The organism is Mesorhizobium sp. AR10 (assembly GCF_024746795.1).
Taxonomy (GTDB): Bacteria; Pseudomonadota; Alphaproteobacteria; order Rhizobiales; family Rhizobiaceae; genus Mesorhizobium.
Genome location: NZ_CP080524.1, coordinates 1,567,034 through 1,590,194, shown reverse-complemented (window position 1 = coordinate 1,590,194; position 23,161 = coordinate 1,567,034). Strand labels below are relative to the sequence as shown.

General features: G+C 63.4%; 22 protein-coding genes. 11 read left to right on the top strand and 11 right to left on the bottom strand.

Annotation, left to right across the window (positions count from 1 at the left end; all coding sequences use genetic code 11):
* Positions 1–65 precede the first annotated feature (65 nt).
* From ykgO to LHFGNBLO_RS11180, 3 genes are all read left to right on the top strand, one after another.
* On the top strand, positions 66–191 hold the full coding sequence (gene ykgO / locus LHFGNBLO_RS11190) for a type B 50S ribosomal protein L36 (RefSeq protein WP_006203764.1): 126 nt from the start codon (positions 66–68) through the stop codon (positions 189–191).
* Between the two features lie 112 nt (positions 192–303).
* Positions 304–885: a tetratricopeptide repeat protein gene (locus LHFGNBLO_RS11185; RefSeq protein WP_258606830.1), complete on the top strand. Its 582-nt coding sequence runs from the start codon at positions 304–306 to the stop codon at positions 883–885.
* 197 nt (positions 886–1,082) lie between these two features.
* Positions 1,083–2,150, top strand: coding sequence for an alpha/beta fold hydrolase (locus LHFGNBLO_RS11180; RefSeq protein WP_258606828.1), 1,068 nt, complete (start codon positions 1,083–1,085; stop codon positions 2,148–2,150).
* 9 nt (positions 2,151–2,159) lie between these two features.
* On the opposite strand, the gene pyk is transcribed toward LHFGNBLO_RS11180, so the two are convergent.
* Together pyk and LHFGNBLO_RS11170 are read right to left on the bottom strand one after the other, a co-directional pair.
* Positions 2,160–3,596, bottom strand: a complete 1,437-nt coding sequence (pyk, locus tag LHFGNBLO_RS11175) for a pyruvate kinase (RefSeq protein WP_258606827.1) — start codon at positions 3,594–3,596, stop codon at positions 2,160–2,162.
* Positions 3,593–4,081 carry a DUF1036 domain-containing protein gene (locus LHFGNBLO_RS11170; protein ID WP_413774716.1) on the bottom strand — a complete coding sequence of 163 codons (489 nt, stop codon included), beginning with the start codon at positions 4,079–4,081 and terminating at the stop codon, positions 3,593–3,595. The genes pyk and LHFGNBLO_RS11170 overlap by 4 nt, the downstream gene beginning before the upstream one ends.
* Before the next feature lie 245 nt (positions 4,082–4,326).
* On the opposite strand from LHFGNBLO_RS11170, the gene LHFGNBLO_RS11165 reads away from it, so the two are divergent.
* From LHFGNBLO_RS11165 to LHFGNBLO_RS11155, 3 genes are all read left to right on the top strand, one after another.
* Positions 4,327–5,124 carry an N-formylglutamate amidohydrolase gene (locus LHFGNBLO_RS11165; RefSeq protein ID WP_258606825.1) on the top strand — a complete coding sequence of 266 codons (798 nt, stop codon included), beginning with the start codon at positions 4,327–4,329 and terminating at the stop codon, positions 5,122–5,124.
* 28 nt (positions 5,125–5,152) lie between these two features.
* On the top strand, positions 5,153–5,461 hold the full coding sequence (locus tag LHFGNBLO_RS11160; RefSeq protein WP_258606823.1) for a DUF1244 domain-containing protein: 309 nt from the start codon (positions 5,153–5,155) through the stop codon (positions 5,459–5,461).
* 123 nt (positions 5,462–5,584) lie between these two features.
* Positions 5,585–6,766 (top strand): MFS transporter, encoded by a 1,182-nt coding sequence (locus tag LHFGNBLO_RS11155; protein WP_258606821.1) that lies wholly within the window; start codon positions 5,585–5,587, stop codon positions 6,764–6,766.
* On the opposite strand, the gene LHFGNBLO_RS11150 is transcribed toward LHFGNBLO_RS11155, so the two are convergent.
* Positions 6,724–7,638, bottom strand: coding sequence for a LysR family transcriptional regulator (locus tag LHFGNBLO_RS11150; protein ID WP_258606820.1), 915 nt, complete (start codon positions 7,636–7,638; stop codon positions 6,724–6,726). The two genes, LHFGNBLO_RS11155 and LHFGNBLO_RS11150, sit on opposite strands and share 43 nt — an antisense overlap.
* A 114-nt stretch (positions 7,639–7,752) precedes the next feature.
* Between LHFGNBLO_RS11150 and LHFGNBLO_RS11145 the strand changes: the two genes are divergently transcribed.
* Positions 7,753–7,953: a DUF680 domain-containing protein gene (locus tag LHFGNBLO_RS11145; protein WP_258606818.1), complete on the top strand. Its 201-nt coding sequence runs from the start codon at positions 7,753–7,755 to the stop codon at positions 7,951–7,953.
* A gap of 48 nt (positions 7,954–8,001) precedes the next feature.
* Positions 8,002–8,967, top strand: a complete 966-nt coding sequence (locus tag LHFGNBLO_RS11140) for an SDR family oxidoreductase (protein WP_258606816.1) — start codon at positions 8,002–8,004, stop codon at positions 8,965–8,967.
* A gap of 76 nt (positions 8,968–9,043) precedes the next feature.
* Here LHFGNBLO_RS11140 and LHFGNBLO_RS11135 read toward each other — a convergent pair whose 3' ends face one another.
* From LHFGNBLO_RS11135 to LHFGNBLO_RS11105, 7 genes are all read right to left on the bottom strand, one after another.
* Positions 9,044–9,202 (bottom strand): DUF3309 domain-containing protein, encoded by a 159-nt coding sequence (locus tag LHFGNBLO_RS11135; protein ID WP_258606814.1) that lies wholly within the window; start codon positions 9,200–9,202, stop codon positions 9,044–9,046.
* Positions 9,203–9,309: 107 nt separating this feature from the next.
* Positions 9,310–12,486, bottom strand: a complete 3,177-nt coding sequence (locus tag LHFGNBLO_RS11130) for an efflux RND transporter permease subunit (RefSeq protein ID WP_258606812.1) — start codon at positions 12,484–12,486, stop codon at positions 9,310–9,312.
* A gap of 81 nt (positions 12,487–12,567) precedes the next feature.
* Positions 12,568–13,746, bottom strand: a complete 1,179-nt coding sequence (locus tag LHFGNBLO_RS11125; protein WP_258609682.1) for an efflux RND transporter periplasmic adaptor subunit — start codon at positions 13,744–13,746, stop codon at positions 12,568–12,570.
* Between the two features lie 311 nt (positions 13,747–14,057).
* Positions 14,058–15,479 (bottom strand): coniferyl aldehyde dehydrogenase, encoded by a 1,422-nt coding sequence (locus LHFGNBLO_RS11120; RefSeq protein WP_258606810.1) that lies wholly within the window; start codon positions 15,477–15,479, stop codon positions 14,058–14,060.
* A gap of 123 nt (positions 15,480–15,602) precedes the next feature.
* Positions 15,603–16,733: a patatin-like phospholipase family protein gene (locus tag LHFGNBLO_RS11115; RefSeq protein WP_258606808.1), complete on the bottom strand. Its 1,131-nt coding sequence runs from the start codon at positions 16,731–16,733 to the stop codon at positions 15,603–15,605.
* Positions 16,734–16,777: 44 nt separating this feature from the next.
* Positions 16,778–17,560: a 3-hydroxybutyrate dehydrogenase gene (locus LHFGNBLO_RS11110; protein WP_258606806.1), complete on the bottom strand. Its 783-nt coding sequence runs from the start codon at positions 17,558–17,560 to the stop codon at positions 16,778–16,780.
* 239 nt (positions 17,561–17,799) lie between these two features.
* On the bottom strand, positions 17,800–18,888 hold the full coding sequence (locus LHFGNBLO_RS11105; protein WP_258606804.1) for a citrate synthase/methylcitrate synthase: 1,089 nt from the start codon (positions 18,886–18,888) through the stop codon (positions 17,800–17,802).
* A 91-nt stretch (positions 18,889–18,979) separates the two neighbouring features.
* On the opposite strand from LHFGNBLO_RS11105, the gene LHFGNBLO_RS11100 reads away from it, so the two are divergent.
* Positions 18,980–20,119: a citrate synthase gene (locus LHFGNBLO_RS11100; protein WP_258606801.1), complete on the top strand. Its 1,140-nt coding sequence runs from the start codon at positions 18,980–18,982 to the stop codon at positions 20,117–20,119.
* A 54-nt stretch (positions 20,120–20,173) separates the two neighbouring features.
* Here LHFGNBLO_RS11100 and phaR read toward each other — a convergent pair whose 3' ends face one another.
* Positions 20,174–20,785 carry a polyhydroxyalkanoate synthesis repressor PhaR gene (phaR, locus tag LHFGNBLO_RS11095; RefSeq protein WP_258606798.1) on the bottom strand — a complete coding sequence of 204 codons (612 nt, stop codon included), beginning with the start codon at positions 20,783–20,785 and terminating at the stop codon, positions 20,174–20,176.
* Between the two features lie 303 nt (positions 20,786–21,088).
* Between phaR and LHFGNBLO_RS11090 the strand changes: the two genes are divergently transcribed.
* Together LHFGNBLO_RS11090 and phbB are read left to right on the top strand one after the other, a co-directional pair.
* Positions 21,089–22,273 carry an acetyl-CoA C-acetyltransferase gene (locus LHFGNBLO_RS11090; RefSeq protein WP_258606796.1) on the top strand — a complete coding sequence of 395 codons (1,185 nt, stop codon included), beginning with the start codon at positions 21,089–21,091 and terminating at the stop codon, positions 22,271–22,273.
* 85 nt (positions 22,274–22,358) lie between these two features.
* The gene (gene phbB, locus LHFGNBLO_RS11085; RefSeq protein ID WP_258606794.1) at positions 22,359–23,084 is read left to right on the top strand and encodes an acetoacetyl-CoA reductase; all 726 of its coding nucleotides are present in this window, start codon (positions 22,359–22,361) and stop codon (positions 23,082–23,084) included.
* Positions 23,085–23,161 lie beyond the last annotated feature (77 nt).

Genomic DNA, 23,161 nt, shown 5'->3' with positions numbered 1-23,161 from the left:
GGCGCGCTTTCCGAGCGCGCCTTAATAATTCGGCCCGGACCGGGCCCAGACCGACGGGCAAGACCATGAAGATCAAGAATTCGCTCAAGGCGCTGAAGGCGCGTCACCGCGACAACCAGCTGGTTCGCCGCAAGGGACGCATCTACATCATCAACAAGACCGCCCCGCGCTACAAGGCGCGCCAGGGCTGAGTTTTCGGCCGGAGGCCATTGCCTCCGTCCAAATGATGTTTATTGCCGGCTTGCCGGCCCTTTCACGCTAAATTCAGTTTGACGATCCGCCGTCCGGGGTTAGATTCCGGCGATGCGGATTCTTTTTGCATTTCTAACCAGCCTTTTCCTCTCCAGCGCTGTCTTGCCCGCCTGGGCGGACGACCCGGTCGATCCACCGGTTGCCGTGACGAAAGAAGCCCGGATCGACCAGCTGTTCGCCGATCTGAAGCGCGAGCGCAATGAAAAGGCTGCCGAGCGCATTTCCGGGCGTATCTGGAGCGAGTGGTTCCAGTCCGGCAGCGCCTCGGTCGACTTGATGATGCAATGGTCGCAAAAGGCCATCGAGAACCAGAAGTTCGACGTCGCGCTCGATTTCCTCGATCAGGTGGTGACCTTGCAGCCGACCTATGCCGAAGGCTGGAACCGGCGCGCCACCGTGCACTACATGATGAAGAACTTCGGAAAATCGATGTCGGACATCGACCGTACGCTGCAATTGGAGCCGCGCCATTTCGGCGCGCTTTCGGGCTTGGCGCAGATCATGGCCGTAACCGGCCACAAGCAGTCGGCGCTCGATGCCTGGCAGCGTGTGCTGGGCATCTACCCGATGATGCGCAACGCCCAGGATCAGGTCGCCACGCTTTCTGAAGAGCTTGCCGGCGAAGGCATTTGATGCTCCCTGTCACGCAGCCGGGATATGCTGAGATTCAGGTCAGGCCGGTCGAGAATGTGGGGCACCGAGAACCGGCACGGAGCGTACTTTTGGGTACGTGAGTACCCGAAGCGCAGGAGCCCGACGTTCGCACGCCGGCCTCACCTGTATATCAGCATGTCCCTGAACTAATTTCGCTTCGGCCCGTATATCTCCCCATGAACCTGACCTACGCCGCATTCGCCTTCCTGATGGCGCTTTTGTTCACTCTTGCCGGCGTCACACGCGCCGGTTCGTGGCTGATCGAGCGCCGCAATCCGGCCGTCGGCGACTTCGCCGACATCGATGGCGCTCGCATCCATTATGTCCATGTCCCGGCGCCCGCCAATGCCGAACTGCCGCCGATCGTCTTCATCCACGGCGCCAGCGCCAATCTCAGGGATCAGATGCTGCCGCTGCGGCCACTGCTCGAGGGCCGCGCCGAAATGCTGTTCTTCGACCGCCCGGGTTTCGGCTGGTCAGGGCGCGGTCCCGGCAACAACGAAACCCCGTCGGCGCAGGCCAACACCCTCGCAGCGCTGATGGACCGTCTCGGCATCAAGAAGGCGATCATCGTCGGCCATTCTTTCGGCGGCGCCGTGACGTCAGCCTTCGGCCGAGAACACCTGGACAGGACGCTTGGCCTCGTCTTTGTCTCGCCCGTCAGCCATCCCTGGCCGGGCGGCGCAACGTCCTGGTATTACAATTTGACTACTCTTCCGATCGTCGGCTGGCTGTTTTCCGAGACGCTGACCTATCCGGCGGGAACGCTGCAGATGGATGACGCCACCACCTGCGTCTTTGCCCCAAACAAGGTGCCGGACAACTATGTCGCCGAGGCTTCGATCCCGCTGGTGCTCAGGCCCCGCGCTTTTCGCTCCAACGCCACCGATGTCGCGGGGCTTTATCGCTACGCGCTTGACGCTTCGCCGCACTATCGCGAGATCAAGGCGCCGACCGTGGTCATCTCGGGCGACCGCGACAAGGTGGTCTACGCGACCATCCATTCGATCGGCCTCGTCCGCGATATCCCCGGCGCCGAACTGGTCTGGGTGCACAATCTCGGCCACAAGCCGGACTGGATCGCGCCCGATCTGGTCATAGGCGCGATCGAGAAAGCGGCCCGCAGGGATGTTGACCTGCAGGCGATGGCAAAGACCGTGGAGGCGCGGATCGCCGGCGACGCCTACGGCGCCGGCAAATGCGCCGACATCAAAGTGCCCGAGGCCGAACTGGCGCCAACCTAGACCCTGATCCTAGTGGCCGGCCTGCGTGTCCGACCCGATATATGCGATGCGCAGCATATTGGTCGAACCCGGTGTCCGCAGAGGCACGCCCGCCGTGATGATGACGCGGTCGCCCGGCTTGCCGAACCCTTCCTCCAGGGCGATGCGGCAGGCGCGGTCGACCATGTCGTCGAGGTCGCTGGCATCCGGCGAAACCACGCAATGCGTGCCCCACAACAGCGACAGCCGCCGCGCCGTGTTGAGGATCGGCGACAGTGCGACGATCGGCACCTGCGGACGCTCGCGCGCGGCGCGCAGGCCGGTGGTGCCGGAGGCCGTATAAGTAATGATCGCCGAAAGTTTCAGCGTTTCGGCGATTTCGCGGGCGGCCAGCGAAATCGCGTCGGCGCCGGTCGCTTCCGGCTCCGAGCGTTGCGCGTTGATGATGCCGGCATAGGTCGGATCGGTTTCCACCTTGGTGGCGATACGGTTCATCATCGCCACCGCCTCGACCGGATAGGCGCCGGCCGCGGACTCCGCGGAAAGCATGATCGCATCGGCGCCTTCGAACACGGCGATCGACACATCCGAGACTTCGGCGCGGGTCGGCACCGGCGCGGTGATCATCGATTCCAGCATCTGCGTGGCGACCACCACCGGCTTGCCGGCGCGCCGCGCGGCGCGGGTGATCTGCTTCTGGATGCCGGGCACGGCTTCGAGCGGCATCTCGACGCCGAGATCGCCGCGGGCGACCATCAGCGCGTCCGAGAGTTCGATGATCTCGGCCAGCCGGGCGACAGCCTGCGGCTTTTCGATCTTCGCCATGATAAGCGCCCGGCCGCGCGCGATCTTGCGGGCTTCCGCCAGATCCTCAGGCCGCTGCACGAACGACAGCGCTACCCAGTCGACGCCGGTGGCCAGCACCGCATCGAGATCCTTGCGATCCTTGTCGGTCAGCGCGCCGACCGGCAGGTCGGTGTCGGGCAGGCTGACGCCCTTCTTGTCGGAAATGGTGGTACCGGCAACGACGGTGCAGACGATCGCCTTGCCGTCGCTCTTCACCGCCTTCAGCTCGAGCTTGCCGTCGTCGATCAACAGACGGTCACCGGCCTCGACCGAGCTCAGGATTTCTGGATGCGGCAGATAGACCCTTGTCGACGTGCCGGGTTCCGGATTGTCGTCGAGCGTGAAGGTCTGGCCCTCGGTCAGCACTTCCTTGCCGTTGGCGAACTTGCCGACGCGCAGCTTGGGCCCTTGCAGGTCGGCGAGAATGCCGATGGGACGACCGACTGCTTCTTCGACGGTGCGGATGCGGCCGACGAGCGTGCGCATCAGCTCGTGATCGGTGTGGCTCATATTGATGCGGAATACATCGGCGCCGGCTTCGAAAAGCTTCTTCAGCATTTCCTCGGAAGAGGATGCCGGACCGATGGTGGCGAGGATCTTGACCTTGCGGCTGCGTCTCATTGACTGTTTGTTCCCGGGGCGGCTGGGGCGCCCCCCGTTGCGGGTTCATCGGTCAGCTGGACCATCCAGCTTGCCTGTTCACCCGTGTCATATTCCTGGAATCCGGCGCGCTGGAAGCCCCGGGCGACGCAATCGGTAACGCCGGCGATCTTGAACTCTTTTTCGGCCACGCACATGTTGATCGGGCCATCCCAACGCCCGCCACGCTCGGCGTCTTCTGCATAAAGATAGTAAAACCTTGATGACAGCGGCCCTTCGATCAGCGTCTTGCAGCTCGACCCTTCGATGTGCCACCAGCCCTCGGTGATCCAGCCGGCCTTGGCGCGATAGCCAATGCCGACGCCGACCAGGTTCTGCGTCGCGTTGCAGACGCGGAAGTCGGCGCGGGCGGGCGAGGCCGCAACCATCGCGGACAGGCCGACAGCGAGGCTCAGGAGCGGCATGGCGAAGGCGTAGCGCACGCGCGGCCTGCCGGCGCAACCCATCCTGAAATCCCTCAACAACCACATTTGCATCTCTCAGCGCCCCTTTTCGGAAAAGTCCGGGCGCATGTCAACGCGCCGTTCTGTCCAAATCCAATCGATTTAGAATGGCCCCCGGCGCACGCTCTGTCGCACTTCGCCGGATTTTCGCAGAAACCGTGGCCAAACAACGGCATTGCGCAAGCGTCCTCTTCGTGGAATGACGATACCACCCTCCCCCGAAGCCAGCGAACAGACATCTTCAGCCGATGACCCGATCCACAGTTTTCGCGCCTTTCGATATCGTCGAAGGCGACCGCAAGCGCGGCATCGTGCTGTTGGCCGATCATGCCCGTCGCGACCTGCCGGAGGACTACGGCAGCCTCGGACTGCCGGCGGCGGAGTTCGAGCGCCACATCGCCTACGATATCGGCGTCGAGGCGGTGACCCGCGAACTGGCGGCGATGCTCGGCGTGCCGGCGGTGATCGCCAATTTTTCGCGGCTGCTGATCGACCCCAATCGCGGCGAGGACGACCCGACGCTGATTCGCCAACTCTATGATGGCACCGTCGTACCGGGGAACTATCCCATCGCGCCGGAAGAACGGGAAAGACGGCTGGACCGCTTCTACCGGCCCTACCATGACGCGGTCGGCGCCATGATCGCTTCCGTCGCCCAAGCTTCCACGCACGCGCCCTTCATCTTCTCGGTGCATTCCTTCACGCCGGCCATGCAGGGATTTGTGCGGCCGTGGCATGTCGGCATCTTGTGGGACCTCGACGACCGGGTGGCGCGGCCGCTGATCGACATGCTGGCGGCCGACGAAGATCTCATCGTCGGCGACAACGAGCCCTATGACGGCGCCTTGCGCGGCGACACCATGTTCAAGCATGCCATCGTCAACGGCTTTGCCCATGCATTGATCGAGATCCGCCAGGATCTGATTGCCGACCGGAAGGGCGCGATCGCATGGGCCGAACGGCTGGCGCCGATCGTTGACGCGATCGAGCGTCGTCCCGATATACATGCGGTGAAGATGTTCGGCTCGCGCACCGGGCCGCTTTGACAGAGGCCCGAGGAGACCCACGAAGACAATGACCGAACTCAGCGACGAGCAACAACGCGATTTCGAAGCCGCCGCCTTCCGCCGGCTGCTGGCGCATCTGCGCGAACGCAGCGACGTCCAGAACATCGACCTGATGAATCTCGCCGGCTTCTGCCGCAACTGCCTGTCCAACTGGTATCGCGATGCGGCGGAAGCCGAGGGTGTCGACATCAGCAAGGATCAGTCGCGCGAAATCGTCTACGGCATGCCCTATGCCGAATGGCAGGCGCTCAACCAGACCGAGGCCTCCGACGCCAAGAAGGCCGAATTCGAGGCAAGGCGGCCCAAGGATCATTAGGGTCGATCAACATTCCTTATCGGCCTATGCTTGGCCCAAGCACTTCCGGCTGGGAATGCTTGACTGAGAATTGAATCGATCTAATTTGCCGTTCAAGGCCATTTTTGCAGCGGATTCGACCCGATGGATGCCCAAAACCCTATGCAAACCGCCATTCGCGGGCGATGGGCCGTAGCCAGCATCTTCCTCGCCAACGGCTTCCTGACCGGCAGCTGGGCGCCACAGATCCCGGTGTTCCTGACCCGACTCGACATCTCGAAGTTCACGCTCGGCCTGCTGATCCTGCTGTTTGGCGCCGGCGCCGTTGCGGCCATGACATGGTGCGGCCATCTGATCTCCAGGCATAGTTCGCGCACCGTGCTGCGCTGGTTCGGCCTGTGCGGCAGCATCGGCCTGCTGGTTGTGGCGCTGGCCCCCAATGTGCCGCTGGCGGCCATCGCCATGTTCATCTTCGGCGGTTCGATCGGCGGCATGGACGTCGCCATGAACGCCAATGCGGTGGCCGTGGAACGGCGGTTGTCGCGCGCCATCATGTCGTCCTCGCACGGCTTCTGGAGCCTTGGCGGTTTCGCCGGCGGCGCTCTCGGCGGCTTCGCCATCCAGAATTACGGCCACCTCCCCCATGCGGCGGTGGTGACGGTCATCGCCTTTGCCGTGATCGCTTTTGCCGTCCGCCACCTGATCGCCGAGGACAAGCCTGCGGCGGCCGAGCATCACAAATTCTCGCTACCGGCCAATCCGCTGGTCTATCTGGTCGGGCTGATGGCGCTGCTGACGATGATCTCCGAAGGCGCGGTGCTCGATTGGGCAGCGCTCTACCTTCGCCAGGAACTCGGTGCCGACCTTGCCATCGCCGGCCTCGCCTATGCCGCCTTTTCCGGGGTCATGGCCATCATGCGCTTCCTCGGCGACGGGGTGCGTAACCGCTTCGGTGCGGTGATGACGCTGCGCGTCTCGGCGCTTGTCGCCGCCGCCGGCATGCTGGTCGCCGGCCTGTCGCCCTCGCCGTGGCTCGCCATCGCCGCCTTTGCCTTTTGCGGCTTCGGCATCGCCAACATGGTGCCGATCATCTTTTCGGCCGGCGGCAACCAGGAAGGCATGTCGCCTGGCACCGGCATGAGCGTGGTCACCACCATGGGCTATTCCGGCATTCTGGTGGCGCCGTCGGCGATCGGCTTCGTTGCCGAGCACTCAAGCTTCGGTCCGATCTTCGTCGCCCTGTCAGGGCTGCTGATCGTCGTCCTGCTGATGGCCGGGCTCGCTCACCGCGCCGAATTCGCGCCCGAGCCCGCGCCGGCCGAATAGCGCTTCAACTCCTCATAGAGGAAATCCGCGACACGACGGATGCGCACGCTGGTGCGCACATCGCGATGCATGGCCAGCCACACCGGCAGCGTCGGCAGCTTGAGGCCCGGCAGAACCCTTTCCACCAGCGGATCGCGGTCGATGAGCGGCTCCTGGCCGAAGCCGATGCCGTTTCCTGCCCGCACCGCCTCCCACAGCACGATCTGGTTGTCGGCCCTGAAGCGGAAAGCGCTGCGGCTGAGCGAGACGCCGAACTCGGCAAAGCCTCTGATGATCTCGTCGCTGCGGTCGAAGCCGATCAGGTCATGCCCGAGAAGGTCGCGGGGCTCAAGCGGTCGACCCCGCTGCTCGAGATAGGATTTTGCCGCGCAGGCGTGCAGCGGAATGTCGGTGACCTTGCGCGCCACCAGCTCGTTCTGCGCCGGCTTGACCATGCGTATGGCGATATCGGCATCGCGGCGCAAAAGGTTCTCGACCTGGTTCGAGGCGACGATCTCGACCTCGATGCCAGGCTCCTCCAAGCCGAGCCGTGCCGTCATCTCCGGCAGAACATAGGCCGCCACCACCTCGCTGGCGGCAATGCGCACCGTGCCCTCGATCGCCTCGACAGATCCCAGCGCCAATAGCGAAAAGGCGCTCGCCTGCTCGCTCACCGCTCTGCCGCGCTCGAACAGCGTGCTGCCCGCCTCCGTCAGCGCATAGCCGCGCCGCCCGCGCCGGAACAGCGTGACGCCGAGCGCCTGTTCGAGCTCGCCGATGTGACGGCCGAGCGTCGGCTGGCTTGCGGATAGCTTTCGCGCCGCGGCCGACAGGCTGCCGGTTTCCGCCACGGTGACGAAACTCTTGATCAGGTTCCAGTCGATCTCACTCATTCATTTATGAATATCAAAACGCCAATCACAGTCAATTTCTATTCGATCGCGAGGCGATCATATTCCGGCTGCAGACACCAAAACGGACTGCAAACACCAACCAGGAGAACTCAAATGACCAAGATCGCTCTCACCGCCGCCGCCATCCTCATCGCCGCCAACGCCGCTTTTGCCGGCAGCGACAAGTTTGGCTCGGACACATTCAACCAGCCGACTGTGGCCAGCATCGACAACACGATCACCAGGTCGATCGAGAAGTCGGACACCCAGAAGCCGGTCGTCCAGGGCAGCAACCGCGACCTCTTCGGCCGCTGATCGCGCCTCCCGAGCCGACCACGAAATTCCAGATCAGGAGTACTTGAAATGACCAAGATCGCAATTCTGGGTGCCAATGGCCGGCTCGGCCGCGTTGTCGCCAAAGCCTTCATCGATGCCGGCTTCGACGTCCGCGCCATCACCCGCAGCGGCAAGGTGCCGGCAGAACTCGAGGGCGCCACCGCCATTGCCGGAGACGCGCTCGACCGTGAAGCGCTAATCCACGCCACGCAAGGTGTCGACATCATCTTCAACGGTCTCAACCCGATCTACACCGACTGGGGCAAATGCCTGCCGATGGCGGAAAACGTCATGGCCGCCTGTCATGCGAACGGCACGCTGCATCTCTTCCCCGGCACCGTTTACAACTACGGCTCGCCGATGCCTCAGGTGGTCACCGAAGACACGCCGTTCCGCCCGACGACCGAGAAGGGCCGCATCCGCTGCGCCATGGAGGCACTGTTTCGCCGCGAGGCCGATGCCGGCCGCGTCCGCACCATTATTCTTAGAGCTGGCGATTTCTTCGGCGGCACCGGCAGCGGATCATGGTTCGACCTGGTCGTCGCCGCCAAGATGAGCAAGGGCGTCTATACTGCGCCCGGTCCAGCCAACCTCGTACATGAATGGGCCTATCTGCCGGACTTCGCCGTGGGTTTCGTCGGACTGGCGCGCAATCTCGACAAGCTCGGCTTCTACGAAGCACTCAACTTCCCCGGCCACCCCGTCACCGATCTCGAGATCAAGGCTGCGGCCGAGAAGGCGCTCGGACGCACGCTGAAATTGTCTTTCATGCCCTGGTGGGTGCTGCGCGCCGGCAGCCCCTTCGTGGCGATGTGGCGCGAAATCGTCTCGATGTCGTATCTGCGCTTCGAACCGCACCGGCTCGTTTCCGATCGGCTGGAAGACATCGTCGGCGAAATCCCCCACACCCCGCTGGACGAAGCCGTCTCGCAGGCCCTGAACGACATCGGTATAGCGACCGTGGACAAGGCAGATAGCCGCAAGGCCGCCTGACGGATCGTCTGATGAACAAAGCCACGCAAGCCCAAAGGCTTGCGTGGCCCTTGTCGTTGCGTTGGCGTCTGGGCTCTCAGATCCTGCCCATCAACAGCAGTATCAAAAGCACCACCAGGACGACGCCGATGATTCCGGAGGGACCATAGCCCCATGACCGCGAATGCGGCCAGCTCGGCACCGCGCCGATCAGGACGAGAATGAGAACGATGATGAGGATGGTGCTGATCGGCATGAGAAATTCCCGCTTTGCGTGCTGCTGCAATGACGGAACAATGCAAAAGGCCGCCCGGTTGTTCCCCGGGCGGCCTTTTTAGTCTGGCCAAAGAAAGCCAATCAGGTCTATTCGGCGGCCTTCGGGAAAGCGACTGCCGGCTCGTCCAGACGGCCCGGTGTTGCCGAAGCCCCTGTGGCCGCAACCGTTTTTTTGTCGCGCCGGAACAATCGACGGAAAAATGCATGGAAGCGGCTATTCTTGCTGCGTGTGAACACCATCAGCATCGATGGTGTCACCACCAGCGTCAGCAAGGTCGCGAAGGACAGGCCAAAGACAATCGCCGAGGACAGCGAAATCCACCATTGCGTCGACGGCGCATTGATCGTCGTCTCGTGATGGAAGATTTCGAGACCGAGGCCGAAGGCGATCGGCAGCACGCCAAGGATCGCCGACACCGCCGTCAGCACCACCGGCCGGGCACGTTCGCGACAGGTCTGCAGCACCGCGTCCATCTTGTCCCAGCCTTCTTCGCGCAGCCGGTCATAGGTGTCGATCAGCACGATGTTGTTGTTCACCACAACACCGGCCAGTGCGATGACGCCGATGCCCGACATGACGATGCCGAACGCCTCTCCTGTCAGCAGCAGCCCGAGGAACACGCCGATCGTCGCCATCACCACGCAGGACAGCACCATCAGCACGCTGGTAAACTTGTTGAACTGCATCAGAAGCACCAGGAAGATCAGGAAGATCGCCGCACCAAAGGCCTTGCTGAGGAAGGCGCTGGCCTCTGCGCTGTCCTCGTTCGAGCCGGCCAGCTTCCAGCGGATGCCGCTGCCCAGATCCATGTCGCTGACAGCCTGGGTGACCTCTTGCTGGACAGCCGCGACCTGGGCGCCGGCGGCAACGTTGGCCTGGACGACCACGGTGCGCGCGCCGTCGATGCGGTTGAGGATGCCAACCGTCGGCTCGGGCTTGCGCACGACGAAGTTCGAGATCGGCACCGAGCCTTGCGAGGTCTGCACCCTGAGTTCGTCGAGTGTAGACAAGGTGCGCCGGTCTTCGGGCAGGCGCAGCCTGATGTCGACGGCGTCGTCCGATCCGGCCGGCCGGTACTCGCTGAGTTTCAACCCGTTCGTCACCAATTGCACCACGGTGCCGACCGAGGTCGGGCTGATGCCATACTGGGCCGCCTTGGCGCGATCGACCTCGAGCGCCCAGTCGACGCCGGGCGGTGGCAAGCCATCGGATATGTCGATGACGCCGGGCACCTTGGCAATGCGCGCCGCGACATCGCGAGCCTTGTCGTCCAGCCCTTTCGGGTCGACGGCCGAAAGCCTGATCTGGATCGGCTTGCCGGTGGGCGGGCCGGCTTCCGGCACACGGACCTCGACGTCGACGCCGGGAATCCCGGCCATGACGCCGCGCAACTCGTCCAGGATATGGTTCGCCGATTTGCGCTCGCGCCAGTCGATGAATTCGTACTGGATGACGCCGACAACGTCCTCCGGGACGTCCTGGCCGCCGCCTTGCGTCTTGCCGACACGCGTATAGACGGACTTGACGCCCGGCCAGCCGAGCAGCCTGTCTTCAGCCGTCTTAGTGGCAGTGTCCATTTCGGCGAGCGAAAGATTGCCGCGGGCGTGCACGTAGAGCAGGCCGTAATCCGGTTCGACATTCGGGAAGAACTCGACACCGGCGCCGTATTTCGAATAGGCATAGCCGACACCGAACAGCAGCGCGACGGTGAGCAGCAGCACGGTGATGGGAAACCGCACCGCTTGCTTGACCACGGCCATGTACCAGCCGTCGCGGTTGTCACCCTCGTGATGCTGCGGCGCCTTGGCGAACAAGGCACCCAGCGTCGGCGCGAAGACCAGCGCATAGAGCATCGACGCCGAGAGCGTGACGATCAGAGTGATCGGCATGTATTTCATGAAGTCGCCGATGATACCCGGCCAGAACAACAGCGGCGAAAAGGCAGCGATACGCGTCATCGTCGCGGCGATGACCGGACCTGCCATACGCTTGGCGGCAAGCGCGAAGGCCTCTGCCTTTGGCATGCCTTCGCTCATGCGCCGCTCGGCGAACTCGGTGACGATGATGGCGTCGTCGACCAGCATGCCGACTGCCAGGATGAGGCTGAACAGCACGATCATGTTGATCGTGTAGCCCATCATCGCCAGCAGCAGGATGCCGATCAGGAACGACGATGGAATGGCGAGGCCAATCAGCAGCGATGCTCGGCCCGACAGCGCGTAGAGAATGACGACGAACACCAGGATCACGGCGATCATGACGTGGTTCTGCAGATCGCCGAGCAGCTGGTTGACGAAGACCGACTTGTCCTGCGTGTAGGTAACGTTCATGCCTTCCGGCATCGTCTTGACGAAGGCGTCGGACACGGCCCTCACCTTGGTGAGCGTGTCGATCAGATTTGCACCGATGCGCTTCTTGACTTCGATGGCAATGGCCGGCTTGCCATTGAGGCGAGTGATCGTCTCGGCGTCGGCGAAGGTTGAACGGATCGTCGCGATGTCCTTGGCCTGCACCACGGCATTGGGACCGGCGACCACGGGCAAGGCCGCCACATCCTCGGGCGTCTCGATCAGCGACGGTACCTTGACTGCATATTTGCCCTCCGAGCCTTCGATGTTGCCGGCAGCGACGAGGCTGTTGGAGGCGGCGACGCCAGCGATAAGCTGATCGAGCTGCAGCCCGTAGGAAGACAGTTTCATCGGATCGATCACGACTTCGACGAGATCGTCGCGTGAGCCCTGCAACGAGCCTTCTAGAACGCCGGGCACCTCCTCGATCCGGTCGCGCAATTCGCGCGCAGCGGCCGTCAGAACGCGCTCGGGCAACTCACCCGACAAGGTGACGACGAGAACGGGAAATTCGGAGATGTTGACTTCGGTGACAACAGGCTCTTCGGCCGCCTGCGGCAGGTCGGCCTTGCCGTCCTGCACCTTGCTGCGCGTGTCCTGCAGCGCCGTCGCCAGATTCGTCTGCGGCTGGAATTCGACCAGCACATAGCCGCCACCCTGGAAGGCGGCCGAACGCATCTCCTTGAGGCCCTTGAGGCTCTTCAGCTTGCTTTCCATCGGCCGCAGCAGAAGGCGCTCCGAATCCTCAGGCGAAATGCCCTGATAGATCAGGCTGACATACATCATCGGGATCGGAACATCGGGTTCCGCTTCCTTCGGCGTCGACTGATAGGCGACCCAGCCCGCAAGCAGAAGGAAGACCAGGACCGAGATGGTCAGTCGGGCATTGTTGATGGCAAGTTTGACGATATCCATGGCTAATGCCTGTTGCTGAATTTCAGGAGCTGCGTCGCAGCCGATTGTCCCCGCCCAGGGTCGACCCGTCGCAATGCGTGGCTACTGTGTCCCGGCGTTTGCTTCGCCCAGCAGCTTCTGGATCGTCGCCTGGTCGGCCTCGACCGGCTTGACCACTTCGCCTTCCTTGACCAGTTCCTGGCCGGCAACGATGACGCGAGCATCGGCTGGGATGCCGCCGAGCACCAGGCCCTTCGGCGAGTCGTCAACCAGGTCGATCGGGAAGAACACGACCTTGTTGTCCTTGTCGACGGCGCGAATGCCGAGATCGCCCTTGTCGCCGAGCGTCACCACCGAGCGCGGCAACATGACGGCGTCGGTCGGCTCGGCACTGAGCGCGATCTCGGCGGTCATGCCGGCGGGAATGGTGCCCTCGGGGTTGGGGACTGCGACCTCGATCCGGAAGGTGCGGGTGGCAGAGGACGCATCGCGGCTGATGTAGCGCACCGTGCCCTTGACCGTCTGGTCGTCGACCAGACGCACATTGGCCTCGTCGCCGAGCTTGATATAGCGCAGGTCGCGCTCGCTGACTTCGCCGCGCGCAATCACGGGATCGAGGCTGAGAATGGTTGCCACCTCGCCGCCTACCATGACGGAACTGCCAAGTTCCACCGGCACCCGGTCGATGACACCATCGAAGGGCGCTTTCACCTCATTTCGACCTAGCTCGGCTTGCATGGCTTCCAGCAGCGACTGCGCCAACGTCAGGCTGGAGCGGGCGTTGTCGAGCTGCAGCTTGGGCAGATTGCCGGTCTTGGCCAATCGCTCGGCAGCAGCAAGCTCTGCCTGGCGCTGGACAAGAAGCTGCTTGGCATTGCTGACCGCCGAAACCTTCTCCTCGGTGGCGAGCCTCAGCACGAGGTCGCCGGTCTTGACGCGCTGTCCCTGCTTGACCGGTAGCTGGTCGATGACGCCGGCGACGCGTGTCGCCAGAACCGCGCGCTTGTCGGCTTCGGTCAGTCCCGAAATGCGGATGGCGCGCGCATAGGTACGCCGGGGCGGGGTAATGACCGCGACCGTGCGCAACGGCGCCTTGGGCTCCGCTTCAGCCGTCTTGGGTTTGCCGGTCTCCGGCGTCTTGGGCTGCTCGGCATCCGCCGCCTTGGCCTTGTTGTCGGCGGAAGCGCTGCCGACGGACGAGAACTCGCCGGTTGTCATCCATGCGGCGAAGCCAATAAGCACAACAATGGCGGCAAGCTTGTGAAACCTGATTCTCGGCATCATCTTTTTTCCACTGCGCGGGGTTCGGCCAGGCCGCGTCTTGTTAACTCGGGGCGCGCTGCCGATATGGGTGCGCGCAAGGCCGTATTCAATTTGCCGTGATCGGCGAAGCGCGCTTCTACCTCAAAGTTGCATCGCAAAATAGTCAGAAAAGTTGATGGGTTATGGTGCCACCCGGTAAGCGCACCCGCCTTTCTCCGGCTTTGCCGCCGGGCCGCCCGCCTTCTCTGGGTCGAGAAGCTCCAGTGGCAGCAGACGTCAGGATGGTGCGGAACCTCTCGCGCATTCGAAGTGGAACACAGGCAGATCTGTCAGGTCATGAGCTTTAACAGCCGGAAAGCCCGCTCGAACATCTTGCCATAGGGCGGGCGCAGAAGGCTACCGGCACTCAGCCTGGACTGAAGGAACACAGGCTTTTCCTTGCTGAAGGTTCTGAAGCCCCATTCGCCGTGGTATGCCCCCATGCCGCTGGCGCCAACACCGCCGAAAGGCTGCCTTTCCTGCACCAGATGCAGCATGCAGTCGTTGATCGTGACGCCGCCGGCGATCGTTTCCCGCAGGATCCGTCTGCGGTTGCCGCGATCGCGGCCGAACCAATAGAGCGCCAGCGGACGTTCGGCCCGGTTCACGTGATCGATGGCATCGTCGACCGTGCCGTATTCGATGATGGGCAGCACCGGTCCGAAGATCTCTTCGCGCATCAGCCGCAGGTTTTCGCCGGCATTCCTGATCAGCGTCGGCGCCATCTTGCGGTTGGTCACACCGAGTTCCTCGTTGACCGGATTGACCTCGATGACATCGGCTCCGCTTTCGCGGGCTTCAGCGACCATCTCGCCGAGGCGCCGATGGTGTCGCTCGCTGATGATTGCCGTGTAGTCGCGATTGTCTCGCAAGCTCGGATAGAGCCGCGCCATCGCCGTCGCGAGCTTTGCGGCAACCATTGCACCCTGCCCTTGCGGAACCAGCAGATAGTCGGGTGCGATGCAGGTCTGGCCGGCGTTCAGCAGCTTGCCATAGGCGACATTGGCCACCGCCCCGTCGAGATCGCAAGACGCGTCGAAAATCGCCGGTGACTTGCCACCGAGTTCGAGCGTTACCGGCGTCAGATTGGCCGCCGCGGCCACCGCGACCTGACGACCGATGACGGTCGAGCCGGTGAACAGCAGATGATCGAAGGGCATCGACACGAATGCTTTTCCGACATCGGCGTCGCCGATGACGACGCTCATCTCGTCGGGAGCGAAATGCTCGCCGACCAGACGATCGAGCAGCGCGGAAAATTTCGGGGTCAGTTCAGAGGGTTTGATCAGAACGCGGTTGCCGGCGGCCAACGCAGCCGTTGCCGGCGCGATGGCGAGCTGAAAAGGGTAATTCCATGGCGACACGATCCCGACCACACCAACCGGTTGCGGCAGAAGACGGTTGCGGCCCGGCAGGAACGGCAGGCTGGTGGCGACACGGCGCTCCCGCATCCATCCCCGCAAATGCGCAAGTGCATGCCTGATCCCGGCGCGGACGACGAGCAATTCGGCAAGGCGCGTCTCCTCGGCCGACCGGCCGCCAAAATCGGCGTCGATCGCCGAGCATATCTCGGCCTCATGCTGCTCGGTCAGCGCCAAGAGGCGCTTGAGGCGATCCTTGCGGACGTCGAGGCCTGGAAAGGGCTCTTTCTCGAACGCTCCGCGCTGCAACCCGAGCCGCGCGCCAAGGGCATCCTGTCTGGTCTGCAGCATCGCAACCTCCCGTTTACGTCTAGGTAAGGTTACATCGCGCGGTGGGGCGAATCCAGCACTTCCCCGATTCCCCTGGGGAAGCACACGCCGCTTGGCAGCGGCATGCATCGAAAACGGGAATATTCAGGCCCGGCGGCGGGCCGTCTCCGGCTTCTTGCGCGCCGCAAGAAACTCCTTGACCCGACGGCCCGGCGCGGGACCGCGCACCGGCTTGAAGCCGTCGTCGAGTTCGCCGGAGAGATCCAGCGTCGGCCGTTTGCCGACGGCGTCGTAGTTCTCCTCCAGCCAGTCGCTGGCGGCGGTGCGGCCGAGGTCGCGCAGATAGGTCAGGAACGCCCATTCGGCATTGACCTTCGACGACGCCGACAGGTCCTTGAACGCCTCGTCGGCATCGATGCGGTGCATGCGGATGTCGCGGTATTCGCCCTGCGGCAGGCGGCCGGCGGCGATCAACTCCTTGACGAAGGCGATCGAGCGGAATTCGCGCAGCAGCCCGGCGTTGAAGGTGATCTCGTCGATGCGGTTCTGGATTTCGTTGGCGCTCTTCGGCGTTCCTTCGCGGACCACCGGATTGATCTGCACCAGAAGCACGTCCTCGGTCGCGGCCGTCTTGAAGAACGGATAAAGCGCCGGATTGCCGCCATAGCCGCCATCCCAGTAGGGCACGCCCTTGATTTCGACGGCGCGGAACAATTGCGGCAGGCAGGCCGACGCCATCACCGTGTCGAGGTCGATTTCGCCGTCCGAGAAGACGCGCAACTGCCCCGTCTCGACATTGGTCGCCGAGATGAACAGCTCCATCGATTTGCAGGCGCGCACATTCCTGAAATCGATCTCCTGTTTGACCACGTCGCGCAACGGGTTGAGCCCGAGCGGATTGGCGACATAGGGCGAGAACACCCGCGACATGGTGTCGAAGAAGAAATAGCCCGGCGTGTTCTCGATCGACCAGTTTCCCCAGGCCACGTCCCACGGCATGCGCTGCACCGGGCTGAACCGGCCTTTCGCCGCCACCGCGCGCCAGAAATCGTCGAGCTTCTGCCGTGCGCCTTCAACGCCGCCGCGCACGAAACCATCGGCCAGCGCCACCGCGTTCATGGCGCCGGCGCTGGTGCCGGAGACCGCCGCTATGTCGAGCCGCCCGTCCTCCAGCAGCCGGTCGAGCACGCCCCAGGAAAAGGCCCCGTGCGAGCCGCCGCCCTGCAGTGCTACGTTGATCTTCTTCGTTTCCTCCGCCTTGCCGTTTTTGGTCATGGCGTCGTCCTCGATCTGACTATCTGATTGGCTTCGAGCGCTGCTCACGCGGCGGTCCAGCCGCCGTCAACGGAGATATGCGTGCCGTTGATCTGCGCCGCCGCGTCCGAGCACAGGAACACTGCAGTGGCAGCGATCTGCTCGACCGTGACGAACTCCTTGGTCGGCTGCTTGTCGAGCATGACCTCGCGGACCACCGTCTCGCGATCCATCCTGTTAGCCTTCATCTGGTCGGGGATCTGCGCTTCGACCAGCGGTGTCAGCACATAGCCGGGGCAGATGGCATTGCAGGTGATCTTGTCGCGCGCCAGTTCCAGCGCGACCGTCTTGGTCAGACCCATGATGCCGTGCTTGGCCGAGACATAGGCCGACTTGAAAGGCGAGGCGACGAGGCCGTGGGCCGAGGCGATGTTGACGATCCGGCCGCCGCCGGCTTGTTTCATCAGCGGGATGGCGGCGGCGATGGTGTGGAAGGCCGACGACAGGTTGATGGCGATGATCGCATCCCACTTCTCGATCGGAAACGCTTCCACCGGCGCGACATGCTGGATGCCCGCATTGTTGACCAGGATGTCGACCGAGCCGAATGTCTCTGCGGCCTTCACCACCAGCGCCCGGCACTCGGCCGGTTTCGACATGTCGGCCTTGATGTAAGCGGCCTTCACTCCGTGCTGTTTGGCGATCGTGTCGGCGACGGCGTGATCGTCGGCCGTGTCGGAAAAGGAATTGACGACGATGCTATGACCTTCGGCAGCCAGCGCATGGGCGATGGCCAGACCGATGCCCGAAGTCGAGCCGGTGACGATGGCAGTTTTTCTGGTGGCCAAGGCGAAATCCTTCAATACGACTTCAGCATATGAGAATATTGCAGTGCAGCATATATGTCTTGTGCAACGCGGAAAAAGCGGCGCAGGTTTGGCAGCAACATGAAATTTCGGTCACGAAGACGTCATTTCCCCATTCACGCAGGGGAAGGGACCGGCAAGCCGGTGACCAAGACAATCAACGGCCCGCCTTGTCCCTCAATTTGTTGGGGAGTGTGCCTTTTGCATAAAGGAAGGCTGTCTCAGGCAACGAGGTCCGGCATCGGCCCGACATAGCGCGACTGCGGGCGGATCAGCCGTCCGGTCGTCTGCTGTTCACGCGCGTGGGCGATCCAGCCGGCGACACGCCCGGCGGCGAAAACATTGCTGAACGCCTCTTTTGGAAAACCCGCTGCCTCCAACAGCAACGCGGTGTAGAACTCGACATTGGTCTGGATCGAGCGCAACGGCTTGGCGACCCGCAGCACATCGAGCGCTGCCTGCTCCACTTTTTCGGCGAAGGCCAGCCGGCGGCCGGTTTCGCCCTCGCCGCCGAGTTGCCTCACGACCGCTTTCAGCACGTCGGCGCGCGGATCGCGTACGCGGTAGATGCGGTGGCCGAAGCCCATGATGCGTTCGCCATGGGCGATTTCGGCGCGCAGCCAGCCTGCCGCGTCGCCATGCGCCTCGATCGCGTCCAGCATCTCGATCACCGGGCCGGGCGCGCCGCCATGCAGCGGGCCCTTGAGTGCACCGAGCCCGGCCAATACCGCCGACGTCAGGCCGGCCTGCGTCGACGCGACCACGCGCGTCGCGAAAGTCGAGGCGTTGAGGCCATGATCGCAGACGGTCACCAGATAGGTGTCGAGCGCCTTCGCCAATGCCGGCGATGGAACGCAGCCATTGAGCATCCTCAGCATATCTCCGGCATGGTCGGCATGTGGGTCGGGTGCGATCGCCGGCGACCCACGCTTGATGCGCAGCAGGGCTGGCGTCAGCACCGCAGGCGCCGTGATTAGCCGCAGTGCGTCCGTCAAATTATCGCCGTCCGGCAGCAAGGCAATGCCGGCGCGCATCGCGCTGTAGATGTCGAGCGAAGCCAGGGAGGCAAGCGTGGGCTGAAGCCGAACGAAGACATCGCCGCGTGCCTGACCGATCTTCTGCACCAGGTCCGTATCGCCCGGAAGATCCTCGAAAAAGCCGTCCAGCAGCAGGCGAACCACCTGCGCATATTTCCAGCGGCCAGCCAGTTCCGGCAGCGCATGGCCCCGGATCGTCAGACGACCGCCGAGACCGTCGACATCGGAGAGCACTGTCTCTGCCGCCACCACGTCATCGAGCCCGTTTGTCATGGCTGTCTCCTTGACCAGTTTCTCACCGGAGATAATGGTGGGCGACCAAGCCATCAATCTTGATCAAGTGAATCAATGTCTAGAGGTCGATGTGTCTGAGTGGTTGACGCGGGAAGAAGCGCTGGAGCGCCTGAAAGTGCGAGCCCAGACGCTCTACGCCTATGTCAGCCGCGGGCGCATCGGCATGCGGCCAGATCGGGCCGATCCGCGCCGCAGCCAGTATCGTGCCGACGACATCGCGGCGCTGGCGACCCGCCGGGCGCGCGGCCGAAGTCCGTCGGCGATCGCCGAAAGTGCCATCGCCTGGGGTGAGCCGGCCATAGTTACCTCCATCTCGACCGTCGTGCACGGCCGCCTCATCTATCGCGGCCAGGACGCGGTTGCGCTCTCCGACACGGCGACGCTGGAGGAAACAGCAGAGCTGCTGTGGGCAGCAAATGGTCCTGTGTTGCTCATGTCGCCTGCCGCGCATGGCGGTCACGATGGCGGCCGGCCGGCTGCCTTCAGCGAATTGGCATTGCTAGCGGCCGCAGGCCGGCCCTCGCTCGGACGCAAACCTGCGTCGCTGCATCAGGACGCGGCCGGCGCCATCTGGGTTCTGGCTCGCGCCCTGGGAGCGGTCCCCGGAAGCGATGCCGTCCACGCAAGGCTGGCACAGGGCTGGTCCGTCGACGCGGCTGGGGCAGAGCTGATCCGCCGCGCGCTCATCCTGCTGGCCGATCATGAACTGAACACGTCGACCTTCGCCGCGCGTGTCGCCGCTTCGACCGGCGCGCCTGTTGCCGCTTGCCTGCTGGCCGGTCTCGCCACGCTTTCGGGACCGCGCCATGGCGGCGCTGCGGAAGCGGTGATGATGCTCGTCGAGGATGCAGACAGGCTAGGGCCGGACGCGGCTATCGGGCGCTGGCTTGGCCATGACCGGCCGCTGCCTGGATTTGGCCATCCGCTCTATCCCGAGGGCGATCCGCGTGCTGACACCCTGCTGGCCGTCGTCGATGTCGATCGGGGGCTTGTACGGCTGCGCGATGCGGCCTTTACGGCGACAGGCCTGCGCCCAAACATCGATTTCGCCTTGGCCGCACTGACCCGCAGCCTGTGCTTGCCGTCCGATGCGCCATTCCGCCTGTTCGCGCTCGGCCGCAGCGTCGGCTGGACCGCGCATGCCGTCGAACAGGTCACCAGCAACGGCCTGATCAGGCCGCGCGGCCGCTATGAGGGACCGTTGCCGTAGCTTTCCGATTTGCTGCACGTTGCACCGTCACCCCCAAGATCTTTCGATCTGCGATCACGACATGGTGTCGAGCTTGCGCTGCATGGCGGCGATCTGTTCCTTCAGCTCTTGAAGGTCGTCGGATTTCTCCGGCGCTTCTTTTCGGGTCGGCTCGGCCGGTGCTGCAGCAGCGCCATTCGAGCCGGCAGGCGGGAACGGCGTGAACAGGCGCATGGCGTTCTGGAACATTTCCATGTTGCGGCGCGTCTGCTCTTCCAGCGCCTTGATCGGCGTGGCGATCTTCATCATGTCGAGCGGCGATTTGCCGATCGCGCCCTTCATCTGTTCGCGGAAGCGTTCCTGCTCCTTGGAAAAGGCGATCATCGACTGTTCGAGGAAGCTCGGCACGATCATCTGCATTTGGTCGCCGTAGAAGGCGATCAGCTGCCGCAGGAACGGGATCGGCAGCATGTTCTGCCCATCCTTGTTCTCCAGTTCGAAGATGATCTGGGTCAGCACCGGATGAGTGATGTCGTCGCCGGTCTTGGCGTCCTGTACGGTGAACTCCTGGCCCTTCTTGACCATGTCGGCAAGGTCCTCGAGCGTCACATAGGTGCTGGTGCCCGTGTTGTAGAGACGGCGGTTAGCGTATTTCTTGATAATGATCGGATCGTCTTTCGCGGCCATCAGCATCCTCCCGGGGACCCCGACGCGCCTGTGTAAGCCGCCGGGAACGATTGCGCCATTTTTAAGGATATGCGCAAAAGCGTCACAATTCCAAGTGGTTTGTGCAGTGCGGCATCATTTTATGCTGCATGGCAGGCGGAATTTGCTGCGCAGCAAAGGTCGCGCCATCGCTAAGACCGTCGGCGACCTGCTTGCGGCGCATGGCCGGTATGCCCATTTCCGGTTTGACTTGGGTTCTGGAAAGGGCAAGAAAAGTCCTCAACGATACCAAAAAGAACAACACCTCGAAGTCTGGAGAAGAAAATGTCCGCTGCCAATTCCATCGTAATCGCCAGCGCGGCGCGCACGCCCGTCGGCTCGTTCAACGGCGCCTTCGCCGCCACACCGGCGCATGAGCTCGGTGCCATCGTCATCAGGGAACTGCTGTCGCGTGCCGGTGTCGAAGCAGCCGAGGTCGACGAGGTCATCCTCGGTCAGGTGCTGACCGCCGCTCAGGGCCAGAACCCCGCCCGCCAGGCCTCGATCAATGCCGGCCTGCCCAAGGAGACCACCGCCTGGGGTCTCAATCAGGTTTGCGGCTCGGGTCTGCGTGCCATCGCGCTCGGCATGCAGCAGATCGTCACCGGCGATGCCAAGGTGATCGTTGCCGGCGGGCAGGAATCGATGTCGCTTTCGGCACATGCCCAGCACCTGCGCGCCGGCGTCAAGATGGGCGACTACGAGATGATCGACACCATGATCAAGGACGGACTGTGGGATGCCTTCAATGGCTATCACATGGGCAACACGGCTGAGAATGTCGCTCGCCAGTTCCAGATCACCCGTGACGACCAGGACCAGTTTGCCGTTGCCTCGCAGAACAAGGCCGAGGCTGCGCAGAAAGCCGGCAAGTTCAAGGACGAGATCGTCGCCGTCACCATCAAGGGCAAGAAGGGCGACACCATTGTCGACCAGGACGAGTACATCCGCCACGGCGCCACGATCGACGCCATGACCAAGCTGAAGCCGGCTTTCGACAAGGACGGCACGGTGACCGCAGCCAACGCCTCCGGCATCAACGATGGCGCCGCCGGCGCGCTACTGATGAGCGAAGCGGAAGCCGTCAGGCGCGGCATCACCCCGCTGGCGCGCATCGTGTCCTGGGCCACCGCCGGCGTCGATCCGCAAATCATGGGCACCGGGCCCATTCCCGCGTCGCGCAAGGCCCTGGCCAGGGCTGGCTGGTCGATCGGCGATCTCGATCTTGTCGAGGCCAACGAGGCCTTTGCCGCACAGGCCTGCGCCGTCAACAAGGACATGGGCTGGGATCCTTCGATCGTCAACGTCAATGGCGGCGCCATCGCCATCGGGCACCCGATCGGTGCGTCCGGCGCCCGCGTCTTCAACACGCTGGTCTTCGAGATGCGCCGCCGTGGTGCCAAGAAGGGCCTTGCCACATTGTGCATCGGCGGCGGCATGGGTGTCGCCATGTGCGTCGAAGCCCTGTAGCGTTAACTGGGCGGCGCAAGCCGCCCGTTCTCTGTCCAGTGCCTGAAAAGCCCGACAACAGGGCGATATCAAAAAGGGGAAACGCATGAGCAAGGTTGCAATCGTCACAGGCGGATCGCGCGGCATTGGTGCGGCGATATCGATCGCATTGAAAAACGCCGGCTATTCCGTTGCCGCCAACTACGCCGGCAATGACGAGGCAGCGGCAAGATTCAAGGCTGAAACCGGCATCCCGGTCTACAAATGGTCGGTCGCCGACTATGACGCCTGCGCCGCCGGCATCAAGCAGGTCGAGGCCGATCTCGGCCCGGTTTCCGTGCTGGTCAACAATGCCGGCATCACCCGTGACGGCATGTTCCACAAGATGACCCGCGAGCAGTGGAAAGAGGTCATCGACACCAATCTGTCGGGCGTCTTCAACATGACGCATCCGCTTTGGGGCGGCATGCGCGACCGCAAGTTCGGCCGCGTCGTCACCATCTCGTCGATCAACGGCCAGAAGGGCCAGGCCGGACAGGTCAACTACTCCGCCGCCAAGGCCGGTGACATTGGTTTCAGCAAGGCGCTTGCACAGGAAGGTGCCCGCGCCGGCATCACCGTCAATGTCATCTGCCCCGGTTACATCGCCACCGAGATGGTCAAGGCGATCGACGAGAAGGTGCTCAACGAACGCATCATCCCGCAGATCCCCGTTGGCCGCCTTGGCGAACCGGAGGAGATCGCGCGCTGCGTGGTCTTCCTCGCTTCCGACGACGCCGGCTTCATCACCGGCTCGACCATAACTGCCAATGGCGGTCAATATTTCGCCTGAGGGCTTGGCGTCCCTCGCCGATAACGGATGTACCGGCCAACGGCCGGTACAGGTATGAACCCCACGAACGACGCAGG